At 70.7% G+C, this 19,347-nt stretch carries 14 protein-coding genes; 6 read left to right on the top strand and 8 right to left on the bottom strand.

All coding sequences use genetic code 11. From position 1 onward, the window contains the following. Positions 1-91 precede the first annotated feature (91 nt). Both AC069H_RS06750 and AC069H_RS06755 read right to left on the bottom strand, forming a co-directional pair. Complete coding sequence (locus AC069H_RS06750; RefSeq protein WP_478225785.1) at positions 92-400, bottom strand: hypothetical protein; 309 nt, start codon at positions 398-400, stop codon at positions 92-94. A gap of 19 nt (positions 401-419) precedes the next feature. Next, complete coding sequence (locus AC069H_RS06755; protein WP_478225786.1) at positions 420-749, bottom strand: hypothetical protein; 330 nt, start codon at positions 747-749, stop codon at positions 420-422. Positions 750-872: 123 nt separating this feature from the next. On the opposite strand from AC069H_RS06755, the gene eccCa reads away from it, so the two are divergent. The 5 genes from eccCa to AC069H_RS06780 all read left to right on the top strand — a co-directional run bounded on the left by eccCa (position 873) and on the right by AC069H_RS06780 (position 8,413). Continuing rightward, on the top strand, positions 873-4,847 hold the full coding sequence (eccCa, locus tag AC069H_RS06760; protein WP_478231609.1) for a type VII secretion protein EccCa: 3,975 nt from the start codon (positions 873-875) through the stop codon (positions 4,845-4,847). Between the two features lie 84 nt (positions 4,848-4,931). Continuing rightward, entirely contained in the window at positions 4,932-5,309 is a 378-nt protein-coding gene (locus AC069H_RS06765) for a hypothetical protein (RefSeq protein WP_478225788.1), read from the top strand. Between the two features lie 10 nt (positions 5,310-5,319). Then, on the top strand, positions 5,320-6,759 hold the full coding sequence (locus AC069H_RS06770; protein ID WP_478225789.1) for a hypothetical protein: 1,440 nt from the start codon (positions 5,320-5,322) through the stop codon (positions 6,757-6,759). A 12-nt stretch (positions 6,760-6,771) separates the two neighbouring features. Then, positions 6,772-7,188 carry a hypothetical protein gene (locus AC069H_RS06775; protein ID WP_478225790.1) on the top strand — a complete coding sequence of 139 codons (417 nt, stop codon included), beginning with the start codon at positions 6,772-6,774 and terminating at the stop codon, positions 7,186-7,188. 10 nt (positions 7,189-7,198) lie between these two features. Continuing rightward, the gene (locus AC069H_RS06780; RefSeq protein WP_478231610.1) at positions 7,199-8,413 is read left to right on the top strand and encodes a hypothetical protein; all 1,215 of its coding nucleotides are present in this window, start codon (positions 7,199-7,201) and stop codon (positions 8,411-8,413) included. A gap of 138 nt (positions 8,414-8,551) precedes the next feature. On the opposite strand, the gene eccB is transcribed toward AC069H_RS06780, so the two are convergent. Both eccB and eccD read right to left on the bottom strand, forming a co-directional pair. Next, positions 8,552-9,985, bottom strand: coding sequence for a type VII secretion protein EccB (gene eccB, locus AC069H_RS06785; protein ID WP_478231611.1), 1,434 nt, complete (start codon positions 9,983-9,985; stop codon positions 8,552-8,554). Between the two features lie 4 nt (positions 9,986-9,989). Next, positions 9,990-11,372, bottom strand: coding sequence for a type VII secretion integral membrane protein EccD (eccD, locus tag AC069H_RS06790; protein WP_478231612.1), 1,383 nt, complete (start codon positions 11,370-11,372; stop codon positions 9,990-9,992). 102 nt (positions 11,373-11,474) lie between these two features. Here eccD and AC069H_RS06795 point away from each other — a divergent pair, with 102 nt between their 5' ends. Beyond that, positions 11,475-12,878, top strand: a complete 1,404-nt coding sequence (locus AC069H_RS06795) for a serine/threonine protein kinase (protein ID WP_478231613.1) — start codon at positions 11,475-11,477, stop codon at positions 12,876-12,878. A gap of 48 nt (positions 12,879-12,926) precedes the next feature. Here AC069H_RS06795 and AC069H_RS06800 read toward each other — a convergent pair whose 3' ends face one another. From AC069H_RS06800 to AC069H_RS06815, 4 genes are read right to left on the bottom strand one after another with little or no spacing between them, the layout of a single operon-like run. Continuing rightward, positions 12,927-15,110, bottom strand: coding sequence for a transglutaminase TgpA family protein (locus tag AC069H_RS06800; protein ID WP_478231614.1), 2,184 nt, complete (start codon positions 15,108-15,110; stop codon positions 12,927-12,929). Next, the gene (locus AC069H_RS06805; RefSeq protein ID WP_478231615.1) at positions 15,107-16,234 is read right to left on the bottom strand and encodes a DUF58 domain-containing protein; all 1,128 of its coding nucleotides are present in this window, start codon (positions 16,232-16,234) and stop codon (positions 15,107-15,109) included. Before AC069H_RS06805 ends, AC069H_RS06800 begins: the two co-directional genes overlap by 4 nt. 2 nt (positions 16,235-16,236) lie before the next feature. After that, a complete protein-coding gene (locus AC069H_RS06810; RefSeq protein WP_125673415.1) occupies positions 16,237-17,190 on the bottom strand; it encodes an AAA family ATPase in 954 nt (317 codons plus the stop codon). Then, entirely contained in the window at positions 17,187-19,301 is a 2,115-nt protein-coding gene (locus AC069H_RS06815; protein WP_478231616.1) for a fibronectin type III domain-containing protein, read from the bottom strand. Before AC069H_RS06815 ends, AC069H_RS06810 begins: the two co-directional genes overlap by 4 nt. Positions 19,302-19,347: the final 46 nt, after the last annotated feature.

Raw genomic sequence — 19,347 nt, forward strand, 5'->3', positions numbered from 1 at the left:
GGTGGGTAGCAAGGACACTTACCGCTCACGAGACGAGAGGCCCCGCCGAGCCAAGCTCGCCGGGGCCTCTCGTCCTCAGTGGTCAGCGCACTCAGAGCCCCCTGAGCAGCTGGGCGGCCGCGCGGGGCGCGTCCAGCACGGTCTCGAACGCACCGCGCACGCCTTGGGCCTGTCCGAGCTGGGTCTGGAAGGTCTCGTTGGCCTTCGCCATGTTGCTCTGCACCAGCTCGTTCAGGTCGTGACCGAACCCGGACTTGACGTCCGAGTCGTACAGGAAGCCGACTTCCTGTCGTTGCAGAGCGACATTGTCGATCTGGGTGTTCGCGTCGGAGTTGATGGCCGTCACCATCATGTCGCCGGTTTCCCGGTGTGCGGTGACCCGCTCGGAACTCATCCCCATTGCCTGTCTCCCTTCCGAGTCACAACCTGTTGGCGAGGTTGTAGTCCACTGATTTCTGTACCGTCCCGGCCGCGCTCGAGTCGTAGTCGAGGATGACGTCGCCGCCCTTCGTCATGGCGTCCGAAGTATCGGTCGCCACCCCGACATTGAAGGTGGTCGTCCCGTGCCGCGACGTGTCCACGTCACACATGGCGGGAACGAAAACACCGCTGCACGCGGAAGCTCCGTTCTCGACCGCTTTCGCGACCTGCGTCGAACCATCCGCCATGCCCTGGCCGAAGTCTTGGTGACGCACCGCTTGCGCACGCAACGCGGTGACGTCGTCGTCGATCAGATCCCAATACGACATGCTCGGTTCTCCTTTCCGTACCTGTCCTCCGGAATCTAGGCCGCCCGGCCGCCGTATCCCGGCCCGCGGCAAGTTCCTGCCAACGCCGTCTGGTGCCGCTCGTTTTCCCAGACGATCGGGACCGTGGCGACAATCATGGTGAAACGGCCGAGCCGTCGGCCGGCTCCGGAAATGCCTGCCGGCGAGCTGATCCTGCAGCCGCCGCCGGAGATCCCGCCGCCGCCCGCGCGGCAGTGGACGCAGATCTTCATGGTGCTGCCGATGGTGGCGATGATGGCGGCGATGCTGTTGATGTACTCCGGCAGCATGACCGGGCAGATCCGGTTCGTCATCTACGGCCTGATGGGCGTCGGCATGCTCGGGATGGTCGTCACCGGCTTCCTCCAGGGCGGTGGGCCGAGCAAACGAGAGATGGCCTACGCCCGGCGGAAGTACCTGCGCCACCTGTCCCAGCACCGGCTGCGGCTGCGCCGGTCGGTGCGAAGGCAGCGCGAGGCGATGGAGTACCTGCATCCGGATCCCAGCACGTTGTGGTCGCTGGCTTCGAGCTACCGCCTATGGGAGCGGAGGAAGAACGACCAGGACTTCGGCATCGCCCGGATCGGCCGGGGCCCGCAGACGCCTTCACTCGGCCTGATCGCGCCGGACACCAAACCGCTCGAAGATCTGGAACCGTTGTCGGCGCTGGCCTTACGCCGGTTCATCACGACGTACACCACGGTGCACAGGCTGCCGATCGCGATCGCGGTCAACGGTTTCAGCCGGATCTTCCTCCGCGGCGACCGCACCACGTCACTCGGCGTCCTGCGCGCGATGCTGGCGCAGCTGGTCACCCTGCATTCCCCGGACGACCTCCGCATCGCGGTCTGTGCCGGGCAGGATCGGGTCGTCGATTGGGACTGGGTCAAGTGGCTGCCACATGGGCTGCATCCGGAACGCACCGACGCGCTCGGCCCGCTGCGCCTCGTCGCGCCGGGCATCCAGGCGCTCGAGTCGATGTTGGAAGAGGAATTGGTCAAACGTCCGCGCTTCGACCCCGAGGTGGACGTCCGGGTTCCCGGCCCGCATGTGGTGGTCGTCCTCGACGGCGGCTCGATCGCGGGCTCCGACCACCTGATGACCGGTGGTGGTGTCGAAGGGGTGACGGTGGTCGACCTCACCACGATGCCCCCGCGCGCGCTGGACCGGACCTCCGTGGTGCTCGCGGTGGACGCCGAGGGTGGACTGGTCAGCGAAACCATCGACGGGGAAGCCCCACTCGGGCAGGCCGACACGCTCGGCCCTGCGGCGACGGAGGGGCTGGCCAGGCAACTGGCCCCGCTCCGGCTGACGGCGGGTCTGCGCGGTGAGGCCACGCTGACCTCGGAACTGGGACTCGCCGAACTGTTGCAGCTCGGGGATCCCTACGAATTCGACCCGGCCGACACCTGGTTGCCCCGGCCGAACCGGGACCGGCTGCGGGTGCAGCTCGGGATCCAGGAAGACGGCACCCCGATCGAGATCGACCTGAAGGAGTCGGCCCAGGAGGGAATGGGCCCGCATGGCCTCCTGATCGGCGCGACCGGTTCCGGCAAGTCCGAACTCCTCCGCACCCTCGTTTTGGCGCTGGCCGTCACCCATCCGCCGAACTCGTTGAACTTCGCCCTCGTCGACTTCAAGGGCGGTGCCACTTTCGCCCGCCTGGACGCGCTTCCGCACACCAGCGCCGTGATCACGAATCTCGCCGACGAGCTGCATCTGGTCGACCGGATGACCGACGCGATCAACGGCGAGCTCATCCGCCGCCAGGAACTGTTGCGTGCGGCGGGAAATTTCTCTTCGCTGCGGGACTACGAGAAGGCACGGGCGGCGGGCGCCCCGCTGCCCGAAGTACCTACGCTCCTGGTGATCTGCGACGAGTTCTCGGAACTGCTGTCCGCCAAACCCGACTTCATCGACATGTTCGTCCAGATCGGCCGAGTCGGCCGCTCGCTGGGGGTCCACCTGCTCCTTGCCTCACAGCGGCTCGACGAAGGCAGGCTTCGCGGGCTCGAAGCCCATCTGTCCTATCGCGTCGGATTGCGGACCTTCTCCGAAATGGACAGCCGTGCGGTCCTCGGGGTGGCCGACGCGTTCCACCTGCCCCGCGCTCCCGGGCACGGTTTCCTCAAGGTCGGCACCGAGCCGATGGACCGGTTCCGCGCCGCATACGTCTCCGGGGTCTACCAGCGCGACAACGGGATCCCGGTGCCGTCGACCGGACGGGAACAGCTGCAACTGCACGAATACACGACGGCCTATGTCGCTCCGGAGGTCGGTTCCGACGAGGTGGCGGAAACCGTCCCGGCCGAAGACCAGGATACAGCCGTCGGCGAGACGCTCCTCGACATCCTCGTCGACCGGCTGGAGGGTCAAGGCACCCCGGCGCACCAGGTATGGCTGCCGCCGCTGGACGAATCGCCCACTCTCGACGCGCTCCTGCCCGGCCTGACCGTCCACCCGGGACGTGGCGCGACCGCCGGCCCACCCGAACTCGCCGGGGCATTGCGGCCGGTGCTCGGGATCGTCGACCGGCCGTTCGAGCAGCGCCGCGACCTGCTGACACTCGATCTGTCCGGCGCGGCGGGCCATCTGATGGTGCTCGGCGCGCCGCAGACCGGCAAGAGCACCGCCGTGCGCACGCTGATCACGAGCCTCGCTCTCACCCACACTCCGCGTGAAGTGCAGTTCTACTGCCTGGACTTCGGCGGCGGCACGCTCGCCTCGATCAGCGGCCTGCCCCACGTCTCCGGCATGTCCGGGCGGCTCGACACCGGCGCGGTCCGCCGCACGGTCGCCGAGGTGGCCGCCCTGCTCGCCCAGCGGGAACGGATGTTCGCCGAGCACCGGATCGACGGGATCGCCACCTACCGGCGGCTCCGGGCGGGCAGCGGATTCCCCGAAGACCCGCACGGCGACGTGTTCCTGGTGGTCGACGGCTGGCTGACGCTGCGGAACGACTTCCCCGAACTGGAAGAGACCGTCAACGACATCATCGCGCGCGGCCTGTCGTTCGGTGTGCACGTGGTGGCTTCGTGCACACGCTCCTTCGATCTGCGGATGAACGTGCGGGATCTGTTCGCCAGCAGGCTCGAACTCAAGATCGGTGACCCGATCGACTCGGCCATCGACCGACGCGCCGCGATGAGCGTCCCGTCCGGAGCACCGGGCCGGGGGCTCGCCATGCAGGGGCACCAAATGCTGATCGCCCTGCCTCGTGTCGACGGCAAGGCCGAGGCGGGCGATCTCGCCGATGGGCTCGCCGCGCTGGTCGAAACCGTCCGCACGGGATGGCCGGGTGAACCCGCGCCGTCGGTCCGCCTCCTGCCCGGCGTCCTGCGCTACGAGGAACTTCCCGAATCCGACGAGATCAGCGGTCCCGAGGCGGGCCTCGCCGTCGGGATCCACGAAAAGGATCTCTCCCCCTTCCGGCTCGACTTCACCGCCGACCCGCATTTCCTCCTCCTCGCCGACACCGAATCGGGCAAGACCTCGTTCCTGCGGCTGCTGGCACGCCGGATCACCCGGGCCTATACCCCCGAGCAGGCCAAGATCGTGCTCATCGACCACCGCCGCGGCCTGCTCGGCGAGGTCGGGGACGACCACCTGCTCGCCTATGGCACCAGCGACACGCACAGCCGTGGCCTGCTGACCGAATTGGCCGGGATCTGCGAAAAACGGCTGCCCGGCCCGGATATCACTCCGGAAGAATTGCGGGCGCGCAACTGGTGGCAGGGCCCGGAGATCTTCGTCCTGGTCGACGACTACGACATGGTGGCCACTCACAAGGAACATCCGTTGCTACCGCTGCTGAACCTGGTCGCGCACGGGGCGGACGTCGGTCTTCACCTCGTGCTCGCCCGCAGGACCGGCGGCGCCGGGCGCGGGATCTTCGAACCGTTGTTCGGCCGGGTCAGGGAAGTCGGCGCCCCCGGTCTGATGATGTCGGGTGACCGGGACGAAGGCCCGTTGCTCGGCGGGATGCGGGCGCAGGTGCTGCCGCCGGGCCGGGGCTGGCTGATCGACCGGCGCGGGAGCAAGGGCCTGGTCCAGCTGGCCTGGCTGCCGCCGGAGGAGTAGCTCTGGCCGGTTCCTGTCGCGGCGGCCCGCCGGGGCGGGCGAAGTGATTGCCTTTCGGCGAAGACTCGAATTCAGGGGTGGAAAATGGGGCTTGGCGATGAGATCGACGGAGACACCAGTGCCATGGAGGTGTTCTCCCAACGGGTTTCGGCGCTCGTCGCCGAGGTTCCCGGCGGAGCACTCCGTCGTGGCGTGGATCCGGCGTGCGCCAACGGTCTGGTTCAGTGTGGCGACCTGGCCGGCATGGACGCCGAAGTCACCAAACAGCTACAGAAGTTCATCACGGACGTCATTTACGGGTTCAGTGCCTACGCCCTGTTCGTCCGTGACGAAGGCGTGAAGTACCTCGCGGCCGCCGAAAATGCCAAAAAGACCATTCTCCAGGGTCTGCGCGACCGGCAGGACACCGGACTGCCGACCGTCGCGCCGGAGTTCCCGGTCCCAGCGGACCAGCCGAAGTAGGAGGATTCCGATGGCGTACGAAGGGCTCTCGGTCGACCAGTTGCTGAAGCGGATCGAGGCGGAACTCCCGCATGTCAACAGACTCGACGACGCGGCGAAGATGTGGGACGCGGCACGGGAATGGATCGACGACAAGCTCGCTCGTTTCCGCGGCGAACTGCAAAGCCTCAGAAGCGAAGGCGGGTGGACGGATACCGCGGGTGAGCTTTTCGCCGCACAGGCGGAAAAGGACCTCGAGTCGTTGCGCTCGTGGACCCAGGCCACGGCCGAGGTCCCCGGCTATCCGATCCCGATGTACAACGACAACACCAACCTCGGACAGGTGGGGATCTCCGTCGGCTCCACGGCGGGCATAACCAGGTCCGGCGTGGCCGACGCGCTGCGAAAGCTGGCCGGTGACATCCAGACCACGTACAACAACGTGAAACTCCTGCGCGATGACTTCCACCTCAAATACGGCGCCGACGCCGACGCGAAAGCAAAGCACGAGCCGGACTACCAGCGGAAGATCATCGATCATCTCACCTCGCTCGGAATCAACTACTTCAGCGCGCAGTACGTGATGAGGAACGCACTCGGCGCACCGTGGAGCGGGCCCCGTGCGGCACCGCAGAATCCGGCACCCACCGCGTCCACGACCGACTGGGGCACCGGCGGGGCGGGCGACGGAACGAATGGCGCCGGGACGGACGGGACGCCGGTCGAACCGGCCGCGCCGACGGAACCGACCACCCCGGATTCCCCGGAAGACACCGGAGATCCGGATTCCCCACAAGAGATCATGGCCGCCGCTTCCTCACTACTGGACAGTGGCTCCCAGGCGTTGGACGCGGCAAGCGGGCTGCTGGGGCAATTCGGTGGTGGCAGCACGGATCCGACCGGCGACCTGACCCCCCTCGAACCCGGCGAATTGACGCCTTGGAGCCCGCTGCCCGGAATCGACCCCCTCGGCACGTCCGGTTTGCCCAGCCTGGCAGGCCTCGACGCCGGCGCGGCTGGCATCGGCGGCGGAGGAGGTGGCGCGCCGTCGACGGCGGGCCCGGTGCCCGTATCCGGCACGGCAGGCCTCGGCGCTTCGATGCCCGGAGCCCCGCTTCCCGGGACCGGAACGACGGCGGGGGCGACGGGCGCGTCGCGCGCTGCGGCAGGAGGGATGGCAGGCCCGGGGATGATGCCCGCAATGCACTCGCCGCATGCCGGCGGGGGCGGTTCGTCGAGCGGGATCCGGCCCGGAGCCGCCGAGCAGGTCAACGCCGTCCGGTCGCGGAAGCCCGACAGCACACCGGGTGTATCGCTGCGGGGCCGGACCGGACGAGCCGGCGCCACCACCCCGCCGCCCGCCGCCGAACGGCGATGGGACGGCGAGAACACCGTCCAGTTGCTCGACGAGGAACTGTGGCAGGTCGGCCCGACCGGGTACGACGAACCGAAGTACCGCACCGGACAGTAAAGGAGGGGGCTCATGCCCGATTTCGTCGATGGTGACCCCGAAGCGATGGCCGCCTACTCGGGGCAGCTCAAGGCGCCGGACCTGCCGGGTTCGTTGAGCAGGCTGGGACACGGCCTGAACGCGTCCGGGTTGTTCGAGGGCATCGCGATGTCCTTGCTGGACAAGGCCGCGACCGCCGAGATGACGGCCTTCCTGACGAAGATCACCGAAGAACTCGTCACGGATTCGACGAAGGTGAAGACCATCGCCGCCGGCTACACGGCCGCGGACGCGGCGAGCGCGCTGTCCCTGGCCACGTCGTCCTTCAAAGTCGCGGAGAAGGGCTTGAGCCTGCTGAAGCAGGCATCGAGCTCGATCAGCCAGGCCCCGAAGTCCCAGAACGAATCCACCGAGGCATCTGCGGCCGACGGCTCGCAGGCGAGTGTGTGAGGAGCCACCGATGATTCCCTACCAGCTGCTCCCCATCGAAATGCACGACGCGATGGCCCGTGCCGAAGCCGGCAAGGCCCAGGCCCTGCTCGATGCCGCGAACATGTGGACCGAAGTGCGCGGCTGGATCGACACCACCGCGGCGGAGATCAGCACCCGGGTCGGCGAGCTCTCTCCGGAATGGACGGACGACGCCGGGCGGCTGCACGAAGAGCAGGCCCAGCGAACGCTGGCCGAACTCAAGTTCTGGGGCGACCGGATCGATCTGGCCAAACCCGCCGAAACGCTGACGACGCTCGCTTCCGACGTCACGGCGACCGCGGCGGCGGTGGCGGCTCTCTACGCGGAGTACCGGCTCATCGCGCTCAACCCGCTCGCCGCGCCCGCGGCTTTCGCACTTCAGCAGGCATCGGGCATGAAGATGACCGAACTCGGGGGGCATTTCGACCTCTCGATGCTCAGTGTCTGCGCGGCCGCGGGGATCGAGTCCCCGGCAGACCTGTTGCCCGAGCAGCAAGCCGTGTCGGCGGAGGGGAACTCACCGACGGACTTCCTCGCCGCCGCCGAGGCCGGGATGAACGCGCTCACCGAACTGCAGAGCCTCGCGGAGACAGCGGGATCGTTCGGCGGCGGGGCAGGAACCGGGCTTCCGGCATCCGAGGGCCTGAGCGGGCTGGGTTCGCAGAACGGCTCGTCCGGGATCTCCTTGGCAGGGCTCGCTCCCCTGCCGCCCACGGCGGGCTCGCTCCCGTCGCTCGGCGGTCTCCCCGGCGGTTCCGGCGTCCCGCCGATTCCGTCGGGGCTGCTCGGCGGGATCGGTGCGGCCGGCGGGCTCGGCGGGCTCGGCGGCGCGGCCAAACCGGTCGTCGGAAAGCGGGCCCCCAGCCTGGCGTCCGAGGTCCAGCCGGGCGCCGCGAGCCCTTCCGGGACCAAGTCCGCGGGGACGGGGGTTCCACCGATGATGTCGCCCCACGGCGGCGGGGGCCAGGCCACCGCGGGCACGCTGCGGCCCGGCTCGAGCGACCAGCCGACCGGGCGGAACGGCGCGTCACGCAGGACGTCGTCCGGGGGAAGCGACGGTGTTCCGGCGAAGCTGCGCGGCCGGGCCGCCAACGGCAATCCGGACGCCGGGTTCACGCTGACGCGCGGACGGCGGCCAGGTGAGTCCGAGTCGGGTTCGGTGCAGATGCTCGACGAAGACCTGTGGCGGCCGAACTCCCGCTGAGCCGCTTGTACGTGAAGGCCCCCTTCACTGCGCTAGACGCAGTGAAGGGGGCCTTCACGTCGTTCCCGTATCTCGCGTGATTGGGGGCGTAACTCGCGTGTTGCGCCTTCAAGCACGCGAGTCACGGCCAGCGGCGGGTCAGCCGCCCAGGGTTTGGCGCCGCGCGGCGGCCGGGTCGAGGCTCGGGCCCTCGGGCAGGCGCGCGACCAGACCGGCGGGAAGGCGCACCGGTCGCGCCGATGGGTAGCCGAGCATCTTCAGCACGTCGGGTGAAGCCAGCGGATAGCGGCGCCCCATGTCGGTCACGACGGTCAGCGTCCCGGCCGGGGCCTGTGCGGAGGGCATCGCCTCGACGACGATCGCGCTGCCCGGCGGAACATGGACGCGGTCCGCGAGCGGGGTCCCGGCGGCGGTCCGGCGGGCGGTGGTGGACATCGGGTCCGCGGCGGGCAGTGCGGGGTCGACGGTCAGCGCGGGCGCCGCGGAGCCGTCGCCGAAGGTGGCGCACACGGTGGCGTCCTGGTCGCGCAGGCGCGCGATGGCCGGACGGGTCGCGGGTGCCGCGCCGGCGTCGGCCCGGACCGGGTCCAGCTGACGGGACATGGTCGCCAGCGAAGGTGGCAGCGGCACGGTCTTCGGTTCGGTACCGGGATAGGCGGCGAGCATCTGGACGCTCGCGCGCTGGACGTCGTACTGCAGTTCGGTGATGGGGCGCAAAGCGTCCCGCTCGGCGAGGTAGTGCTGCTGTCCGCCGCCGGAGGTCCGCACCATCAGCAGCATCCCGTTCCGGATGTCGGTCCGGCCGGGTACCGCGGTGGACACCTCGCCCGCCGCCGCGACCGGGAGCGGGCCGATCGGCGTGCCTTCCGGGAGCACGTCGAGCCACGCCCGGCCCACCCGCGCCCACGGTTCGGCGGTGAGCGCGAGCCCCGTGCCGACGGCGCCGTAGTCGTTGATCCGGTGCCGATGCCCGCGCCACACGACGAAGCGGTCGCCGGTCGACGTCGATTCCACCAGCAGCGCCTGGTCTCCCAGTTCCGCGCCGCCCGACGGCGACGCGCCCGCCAGCAGTACCGATTCCTCGATCCGGCTGCCCGCAAGGTCGCTCGCGGGCGCCGAGCACAGCGACCATGATCCGGTGAGCAGCTTTTCCGGGCCGGGCAAGCCGTCCGGCGCGTCGGCGATGCCGATCCGGGGCCCTCGCGGGACTCCGGCGAGCGAATCGCGCGAAACCCGTTCCGTGGTGCCGTGTTCGCCGAGCAGCAACAGCGCGGACGCGTAGTTCGCGACGGGGTGCAGCCGTTCGTCCAGGTAGACGTACCGCGTCCCGCTCTCCTTCTCCACGATGACGGCGGCGTTCTTGCGCCAGGCGTTGTTCCCGCCCGGCACGATCATCCCGTAGACCCCGACGCACGCCAGCGCCACGATCGCCAGTGCGACACTGGCGAACGCGGCACCGGACGGCCGCCGGAACGGTGGCTGTTCCGGGTCGGTCTCCCTCGTCACGAGCGCGGAGATCGCGCGCTGTACCAGGAATTGGTACGCCTGCAGTTGATCCCGTTTGGACGCCATCGTTTCAGCCCCCCAGTCCGCGCACGTAGCCGTACAGGCCGAGCACCGAACACGCCACCGGGACGACGGCGATCGTCACCAGGATCTCGAAGTATTCGGCGATCCGGCCGAGATACGGGTTGGCGGCGCGGGTGCTCAGCACGACGCCGGAGGCGGTCACGCCCGCCGCCACCGCCAAGGACAGCGGCCCGGCCAGGACGAGCAGCAGCGAACGGTCCGCCATGAGCGGGCCGGCCAGCAGGCACCCGGCGCCGAAGATCCCGGTCACCAGCACCAGCAGCCGCTGCCGCAGGATCGGGTACAACCGCGCCCGCACCAGGAAACCCGCCGCGAGCAGGGCGACGAGCACGACGGCGGCTTCGCTGTCGCTGCGGATCAGCTGCAGCTGGCAGTACATGACGACGATCGCCGCGCCGCCCAGCATTCCGGTGAGCAGCGCGTCCGCTCTGGCGACGGCGGCGTGCACGAGATCGAGCGGTGGCTGGGGATCGTCGCGGACCAGGTCCGCGGTCGACCGCGGCAGCACCGGCATCGGCACCCGGCCGAGCCGCAGCGCCAGCGGCGCGAACGTGGTCGAGAGCACGAGGACCCCGCCGCCGAGCACGGCCGCCGACCGGTACCCCGCCAGGTCGTCGAAGGTGGCCAGCCAGCCGCCGAGCACCCCGAGCAGACCGACGGTGGCGGCCCCCGCGAACAGTTCGGGCGCGGCGACCACCCCCAGATGGCCGACGACGGCCGCGAGCAGCAGCGCCGCGCTCGCCAGCAGCAGATGACCGGCGGACAGCGCGCCGATCGGGTCGTCGCCCGCCAGCAGGAGACCGCCGCCGGCGAAGGCGAACGGAAGCGCGACGGCGGCGAGCACCGCCCCGGCACCGGCGTCGCGCAGCGCCCGCGCGAGCAGGACACCCGCGGCCAGCAGCAGCGCGGAGACCGCCAGCGCCCAGGACGCCGGTGACGTCCACGGCGGGCCGGCGCGCAGTACGGCGAGCAGACCGAAGGACATCGCCACCCCGCCGACGGCCAGGCCCGCCTGCCGCGTGTGCCGCGGCCCCCAGGCCTTGCCGGTGCGGCCGGAGCCGGTGGCGATCGCGTCCACCAGGTCGTCGTACTCGGGCTCCGGCCATTCCGCGCGGCGCGGCGTCAGATGGAGGATCTCCCCGTCCCGGACCCGGTGCGCGCCCAGCGTCCGGTCCAGATCGAAGGGTGTCCCGTCGGCGCGGCGCAACTGCCAGCCGCCGCCGGCGACCCCGTCGTCGGCCATTCCCTCGCCCGCCCGCGCGAGCAGGCCGGGGAGGATTTCGGCGACGGACGCGTGTTCCGGCAGCGCCATGTCGATGCGCCGGTGCGGAGTGGTGATGGTGACCCTGACCAGGCCGGCAGTCTGCATGGGAAAAGGGTCGGCCAGCGGCCCGCGCGCCGGGCCGCCGCGGCAGGAACCTGCCGCCGGGAAAGTACTCCGAATCGGGTCTTCTTGCGCGACAATGGGGTCATGAGCATCGAGACAGGAGTCGGCGGACCGAGGCTGCTCGCCCAGGGCCCCATCGCCACCGTCTACGCGGGCCGGGATCCCGCTACGGGCAACGACTTCGCGATCAAGATGTTCCCCGGCGCCTTCGACCGCGAGACCTCCGCGTGGCTGGAACGCGAACGGAAGGCGCTGGCCGCCGTGCGCTCGACGCGCTCGGTGCTGCAGATCGACGACGTCCTGACCGACGCGGGCGGCCGATCCGGGATCCGCCGCGAACTGTGCCCTGGTTCACTCGCCGGTCTGCTGGATTCCGGTGCCAGGCTGGGTGTTCCCGACGTGCTCGCGCTCGGCGCCGCGATCGCGTCGGCACTCGCCGCGGCGCACGGCGCGGACGTCGTGCACGGCGGGGTGAGCCCGCACAACGTGCTGTACCGCGCCTCCGGCGAATTCGTGCTCGCCGATTTCGGGGTGGCCCTGCGTCGGCGATTCCCGCGCGACCCGATGTACGCGGTCGAGTACACCGCGCCGGAAACCCTGCGCGACGACACGCTTTCCCCCGCGTCCGACCTTTATGGACTCGGCGCGGTGCTCTACGCCGCGTTGACCGGCACACCGCCCTTTCCCCGGCACACCGGGCAACAGCCCGGTGAACGGATCCTCCAGGTGCTACGGGAACCGGTCGCGCCGATCCAGGACCCGGGCGTCCCGAGTGAGCTTTCCGCCACGATCTTTCGGTTGCTGGCCAAGGAACCGGCCGACCGGCCGCAGGACGTCGCTTCGCTGGCGCGGTTGTTCACGAAGCTGCGGCAGCCCGGCGGCGAAGTCGTCACCGGGGAACCTGTCGACGTATCGGCCGAAGAAGAAGACGCCGACGTCGAATTCGACGACTTCGCCGTGATCCGGCAGCCCGCCGCCCCGTCGCCGGTCCAGGTGGTGCGAACGCCGCCCTCGGGCGGCCGGACCCTGATCCGCGAGTTCAGCGGTCCGCTCAAGACCGAGCGGCGGCTTCCCTGGAAGCCCATCGCGCTGGCGGGCGCCGGAGTGCTCGCCGCCGGGCTGGCCGTGGTGCCGCTGGTCCTCGTCCCGGCGGAGATCGGCGGGCAGGCCGTCCCGGTCGCGGCCGCGATCCCGCCGCCCGCACCGGCTTCCGCTCCGGCGCCGGACGTCAAACTGGCTCTCGCCCCGCCGCGCGACCAGAGCGATCACGTGCAGCTGACCTGGACCGCGGAAGGCGAACTGGACTTCGTCGTGATCATGGCGGGCGAGCGGCTCGAGACGAAACAGCTCGTCGCCCACCGCCAGCGCAGTCTCGACGTCCCGGTCGACCCGGCGCGCCGGTACTGCTTCCAGCTCAGGGCGACCGACGGCCGCCACATCTACACCACCGAGCCGGTCTCGATCCGCGGCGCCCGCTGCAACCCGTGAGCGTTTCGTCTCGTGAGTGGTAAGGACGGTTCTAACCGTCCTTACCACTCACGAGGCCTTGGATCCCCCGGCCCGTCCCTTGACCGGCACCAGGGTTCGCGGCTCGAGTGCCGCCAGCACCCGAGCCGCGAACGGTCTGGTGGCCAGGCCCCGGCGTACCTCGCCGACTTCCTGCCACGCTCGCCGGACCGCGCCGTCGCCCACCGGGACGCCGGACCACAGCGTCACGTCCAGCACCTTGGCCAGCCTGGCGACCGGCTCGCGAATCCCTTCCCCGGCAAGCGATCCGGCCGATTCGGCGAGATCGCGCGGGGTCATCCCGATCCGGAACGGCACCCCGTGCGCGCGCAGCCGGTCACGGATCTCGTCCCAGGCGCCGAGCACCCCTTCCTCGCCGGTCCGCCGGCGGCGCCGTCGTGCGCGGATCACCTTCGCCGCCGGAACCCCCACGAGCCACAGGAGTCCGAAAAGGACGATCGCGCCGACGAGGGCGGGCCACCACCAGCTGACCCCCGCTTCCGCGTTCTGGTCTTCGGCGGAGTCCGGCTGCGTGCCCGGCGGGAGCTGAGGCGGCCGCAGTTGCTGTTCGGCGGGCAGCTGGGCCCTCGCCTTGGCGACCGCCTTGCCGGGGCCCGCCTGGCTCCGGCTCGATCCCACGGCCGCGGCGGTGGGGTCGAGCGCGACCCAGCCCGCCCCGGCGACCGCGACTTCGGGCCACGCCAGGACATCGCGGTTCCGGACGACGTGCGTGTCGCCGTCTTTCTCGGCCGAACCGCGGAATCCGACGACGAGCCGCGCCGGGATCCCGCTCATCCGCGCCAAGACCACGTACGCGGCGGCGAACTGCTCGCTCGTCCCTCGCTTGCTCTCCAGCAGGAAGTGCCGAAGCTGCGGCCAGCCGTGCCCGGTCGGCAGTTCCTCCGTGCCCGTCGCGACCTGGTAGTTCGTGCTGAGGAACCGTTCCAGCTGCAACGCGGACTGGAACGTCGGGCGCAGGCCGCGCACGGCGTCCTTCGCCACCTGCTCGACGTCGGGCGGCACCGCGCCGAGTCCGCCGAGCCCGCCCGGTGCGCGCGCGTCGACTTCGCCGGAGCCGAGATCGACCTCGGGTGACGACCAGCTGAGCCGGTAGTCCCGCACCGAGGTACTGGACGGCGATTCCAGCATCAGCGTGCCCGCGGACTGGTCCACCAGCGGGGTCAGACCGTCCACCCCGGTCAGATCCTGATGGCTCGGCAGCCAGGGTCCCGAAAGCCCGCGCACCTTGAGTTCGGCGCTGCCGCCCGCACCGCCGGGAGCGCCGTCCAGACCGGCGCCGAGCCGGTGGAGCCGGGAATCGGACAGCCAGTTCGCGCCGTCGAAACCGTTGAGCACGATCAGGCGCCACTGGTCAACCGGGGTGTCGCCGCGGTACCGGAACACCTCCTCGCCGGGCCGGATGAGCCGCTGGGCGATCTCGTCCAGCGGGTTGGCGACCCTGCTTCGCGGCGGCGGCGCGGCCTGGGTGTCCTTGAGCGTCAGCGGATCGCGGCCGGCCGGATCGAGCACGGCGAACGCGACCGATCCGGCGACCAGGGCGACCACAGTGGACAGTGCGGGCCAGACCGCCGATCCCGTCACCCGCCAGGAACGCGGCACGCCGGGTGCCCGGCTCACGGACCGGACGCGGCGCCCCGACCACAGCAGGAGCCCGGCGGGCAGCGCGAACCCCAGCGCCGCCGCCACCGCGACGAGTCCCGTCAACGCCTCATACGCCTGCGCCAACCCGGCGACGGCCAGGCTGGGCACGAGCGCCACGAGCGGCTTCTTCAGTCGCAGCACCAGTTCAAGCCCGAGCACGACGGCGAGCAGCACCGACAGCGGCACGAAGAGCAGCTGTTCGGGGACCGGCAGCGCGGGCCAGGTGGACTGCAGCGTGAGCTGCCAGCCTTCGGTGAAGCCGCGCGCCAGCCCGCGCACCGAAGCGCCGGTCGGCAGGGCGGCGAGCGTGGTCGACGTCAGCACCGTCTCGATCAGCCCGAGCAGACCGAGCACCGCGACGAGCACGGGCCGATAGGGAGTCAGCTTGGGGAACTTCGCGGTCAGTTCGGCGCAGCCGTACGCGACCAGGACGACCACGAGTACCGGCACCAGCAGTTCCGCCCAGCCGAACACGGGCGCGAACAGCATCCCGGCGACGCCTGTCGCGCCGAGCAGCCCGGCGACCGCGAGCCGATCGAACCGGGCGCTCATGCCTTCCCCACCAAGGAGTTCCATTGGGCCGCGGCACCGGCGGCGTCGACCGCGATGATCAGTCCACCGGAGCCGGCCGACGGCCTGAGGTCACCGAGCCGGACCACGGTGTCGGGCCGCCAGCGGGCCGTGTGGCCGAGATCGGCGTCCGGGCCGGTGACCACCACGAGCACCCCGCCGGGGCGTTCGGCGGCGGCCAGGACCGAGGGCAGCAACGGCGCGTCGTCCGCCGCGTCCTGCGTGACGAGCGCGAGTTCGTCCAGCAGCGTCCTCGCCGCGCGCACCCCGCTGTCGGTCGGCGTGTCCGCGCCGGCGGAGGTGATCAGGCGGCAGTGCTGCCCAGCCGACGCCGACGCGTAGAACAGGGAAGCCGCCACCTCGACGGCCTCTTCGAAAACGGCGGGCGTCATCGACGCGGGCCGCGTGTCGAGCACGGTGGTGAACCGGGGCTGGGCGGGGTCGGCGTACTCGCGCACCATGAGCCGTCCGGTCCTGGCCGTCGCCTTCCAGTGCAGATGCCGGACCTCGTCCCCGATCACGTACTCCCGCACCGCGCGCAGATCCGCCGAACCACGCAGTGGCGGGTCGGTGATCGGGCCTTCGTGGTGGTGCCTCGGGTGCCCGGCCTGCGCCGCGCGCACCGAGTGCCGTCGCGGATGCACCCACAACCACGCGGAATCCCCGACGGTCCGGTCTCCGCGAGCGAGGTCGAACAGGTCGGGCCGGTGCACGACGAGCGGGCCGACGCGCAGTTTCCCGCGTGTCGCCGTCGGGAGCTCGTAGTGGTACGTCGCTTCGGCGCCGGGTGCGAGCGGGCGGACCCGCAGTCGGTGCGTTTCGTTCCCGATCCCGTCCCCCGCGGCGAAACCGCCGTGCCGCCGCGAACCGGTGTTGCGCACGACGAGCGAGGCCAGCGCGGGTTTCCCCCGTTCGACCCGGTCCGGCTGGACGGTCCGGCCGATCTCCACCCGCGGCCGGAACCTGGTGGTGACCAGCGCGATCAGCACCGCGCCCGCCGCGATCCCCGCGAAGGAACGGAAAAACGTGTACCCGGCCAGTTCGCCGAGGGCGTAGGACCCGGCGGCGAAGGCCAGCACGATGACGCCGCGGCGGGTGAGCCGCACGCCTACCTCCCCATCGCGGCCATGGGAGCGGCCGTCGCGCCCAGGAGTTCGTCGACGATGTCGGCGGTCCGCCGCTGGTTGAGTTCCGCGTCGGGGGTCAGCACGAGCCGGTGGTCGAGCACCGGATGCGCGACGTCCTTGACGTCGTCGGGGGTGACGAAGTCGCGGCCGAAGGTGGCCGCGAGCCCTTGCGCCGCCCGGATCAGCGCGATGCTGCCGCGCGGGCTCGCGCCGTAGCGGACGTCCGGATGCGACCGGCTCGACGCGGCCAGCCGGACCGCGTAGTTGACGATCTCCGGTGCCAGATGGGACTTCCGGACCTCGTCGATGACCGACTGGACGTCGGCGATGCTCAGCACCGGCTTCAGCTCGTCCGGCGTCACCCCGGCGCAGTCGCCCATGACCACGCGCATCTCGGATTCCAGATCCGGGTAGCCGACCGAAATGCGCATGAGGAACCGGTCCAGCTGCGCCTCGGGCAGCCGGTAGGTGCCCTCCAGCTCGATCGGGTTCTGCGTGGCCACCACGAGGAACGGCCTCGGCACCGCCTGTCCGACCGAATCGACGGTGACGCGGCGTTCCGCCATCACCTCCAGCAGCGCGGCCTGCGTCTTCGGCGTACCCCGGTTGATCTCGTCCGCCAGCACCACGTTGGCGAAGATGCCGCCGGGGTGGAACTGGAAGCGTTCGGCGTTCTGGTGGTAGACCATCACGCCGGTGATGTCGCCGGGCAGCAGGTCGGGGGTGAACTGGATCCGGCTCCACCGGCCGCCGATGCTGGCGGCGACACAGCGCGCGATCGTCGTCTTCCCGACGCCGGGCACGTCCTCCATCAGCAGATGCCCTTCGGCGAACAGCGCGGCCACGGTGAGCCGGACGACCTCCGGTTTGCCGCGCACCACCGATTGCACGTTCTCGGCGATCTGCTCGTAGGCGACCCTGGGTGTGAGCGTCACAGAAGTTCCTTTTCCTTTCGTCGGCGCAGGCCGGCCAGTGCCATCGGGCCGAGCCAGACCAGCGCGCCGCCGTTCATCGACGGCACCCCGGTCCAGCTGTCCGAAGCCGTGCCCCCGGCCGTCTTGATGGTGGCGGTCACCGTAATGGCGCCGAAATAGACCACGTTGTTGATGGGCAGACTGGTGGCACCGGAGCAGGCCTTCGAGGCCGAGACGGCGTCACCGTACTTCGCCTGGCAGGTCGCGGACGCACCCTTCCCGTTGGCCGTAATGTCGACGATCAGGCCGGTCCCCACCCGGACACCGGTGATGGTGATGGTCGGCGGATCCGACGGCACCGGCACGGTGACCTTCCGGCTGCCGGTGGCGCCGGTGAGCGTGGAGCCCGAACCGAACTTCGTCACCGCGCGGACCGTGACGGTCGCGGTGCCCGTGACCCCGGTGAATTCCGCGGACGTGCCCGAAACCGTGCGCTGGCCCTTGCCCGTCACGCTGACCAGGTAGTGCACCAGCGTGCCGCCGCGGAGGTCGGGCTGGGTCCAGCTCACCGAAACCTTGCCTGCCGCGGTGGCGTTCGCGGTGACGACCGGCGCCCCGGCCGGCCGGTTCGCGGGTCCTGGGATGACCGCCTTGGCGCTGGCGCTGGGGCCGATCCCCGCCGAGTTCTCCGCGACCACGGTGAGCACATACGGGGTTCCGTTGCGCAGCCCGGAAATCGTCGTCCCTCGTGACGATCCGCCGACACGCGTGGACCCTCCTGTCCAGGTCACCCGGTAGCCGGTGATCCGCGCGCCGTTGTCCGCGGCCGGGCTCCACGAGACCTTGATCGAGCCGTCCCCGGACGACGCGCTCACCTTCCTCGGCGCGCCGGGCGGGGTCGCCTTCGCCACGGGCGGGGGCGCCTGCTGGGTGTTCGGCGGAGCCTGCTGCTGTTGTTGCGATGGCGGGGGCTGGTCGCCGGATGGTTCCGGACCGGCCGACGGCGCGCCCGCGGTCTGGCTGCTGGCCGCCTTGTCGACGTCGACGTCGACCACCGTGCCGTCGTCGCCGTTGACGACCAGGACGTGCGAGCCGTCGGAGCTGTCGACGTAGATCCGGTTGTCCTCGCCCTTGGCCAGCCTCGGCGCCGTTCCCTGGCCCGGCACCTTCGTGGTCGACCGGAGCTTGCCGGTGGCGTCGTAGGTCAGCACCTCACCCCGGGTCTCGTCGACCATGGCGACGACGTTCGACGAGGAGAGCGGCCCGTTGAACCGGCTGCCCTTGGACAGCTCGACCGAAATCGGCTTCGCGGACGGGCGGTCCTGGTCGAGGCCGCTGATGTCGATGAGGTGGAGCTGATTGCGCTCCGGATCGGCGATGGCCAGCCGGTCGCCGACGGCGCTGTTGGCGACCTGCGCCGACGGCGAGAGCTTGATGCCGAGCGGAAGACCGTCGCCGAGCCCGTCCGGGCCGACGCGGTGGAGGCTGTCGCCGGTGGTGTCGAGCACGACCGGCTGGTCGCCGACGAGCGTCAGCCCGCCGCCGTGTCCGGGCGGGAGCTGCGCGGGGCAGGTCATGACGGCGGCGCCCTTGGGCAGTTCGCAGACCGAGCCGTTGTCGACGCGGTGCGTCCACACCGTTCCCTCGGTCGTCGCGACCGGCCGGGACAGTGGCCCCCCTGCGGGCACTGTCGCGGCCGGGTCCCCGAGACGCACGATCTGGCCGGCGTTGCGGTAGACCAGGTACGGACCGCCCGCGACCTCCATCACGAACGGGGTTTCCGGCGCGGGCGGCGGCACGGACTCCTCCACGCTCAAGGTCGCCTTGTCGAACTCCGTGATGCGGTTCCGCTCGACCACGTAGCCGGAACCGTCCCCCTGCGCGACCTGGCTGCCGTTCGCGCCGGGCACGTCCGCGCGCGCGTCGACGCGGTTCGTCGAACCGTCGACGTGGAACGCGGACTGGGCGGCGTCGTTGTAGACCCAGTGACCGACCTGGACGAACTCCAGCCGCTCGGGGGTCGCCGCCTGTCCGGTCACGGCGAGGCCGACCAGCGCCAGGCAGCCCGCGACCACCAGCGCCACGGCCATTCTCGTCCTGGCCACCGCGCTGAACCGCTTCTCGGTGTTCACGCGATCAAGCTAGAGAGCGACCATGAAATTTCGATGAAACAGCCTG

The organism is Amycolatopsis sp. NPDC043887 (genome assembly GCF_056435665.1).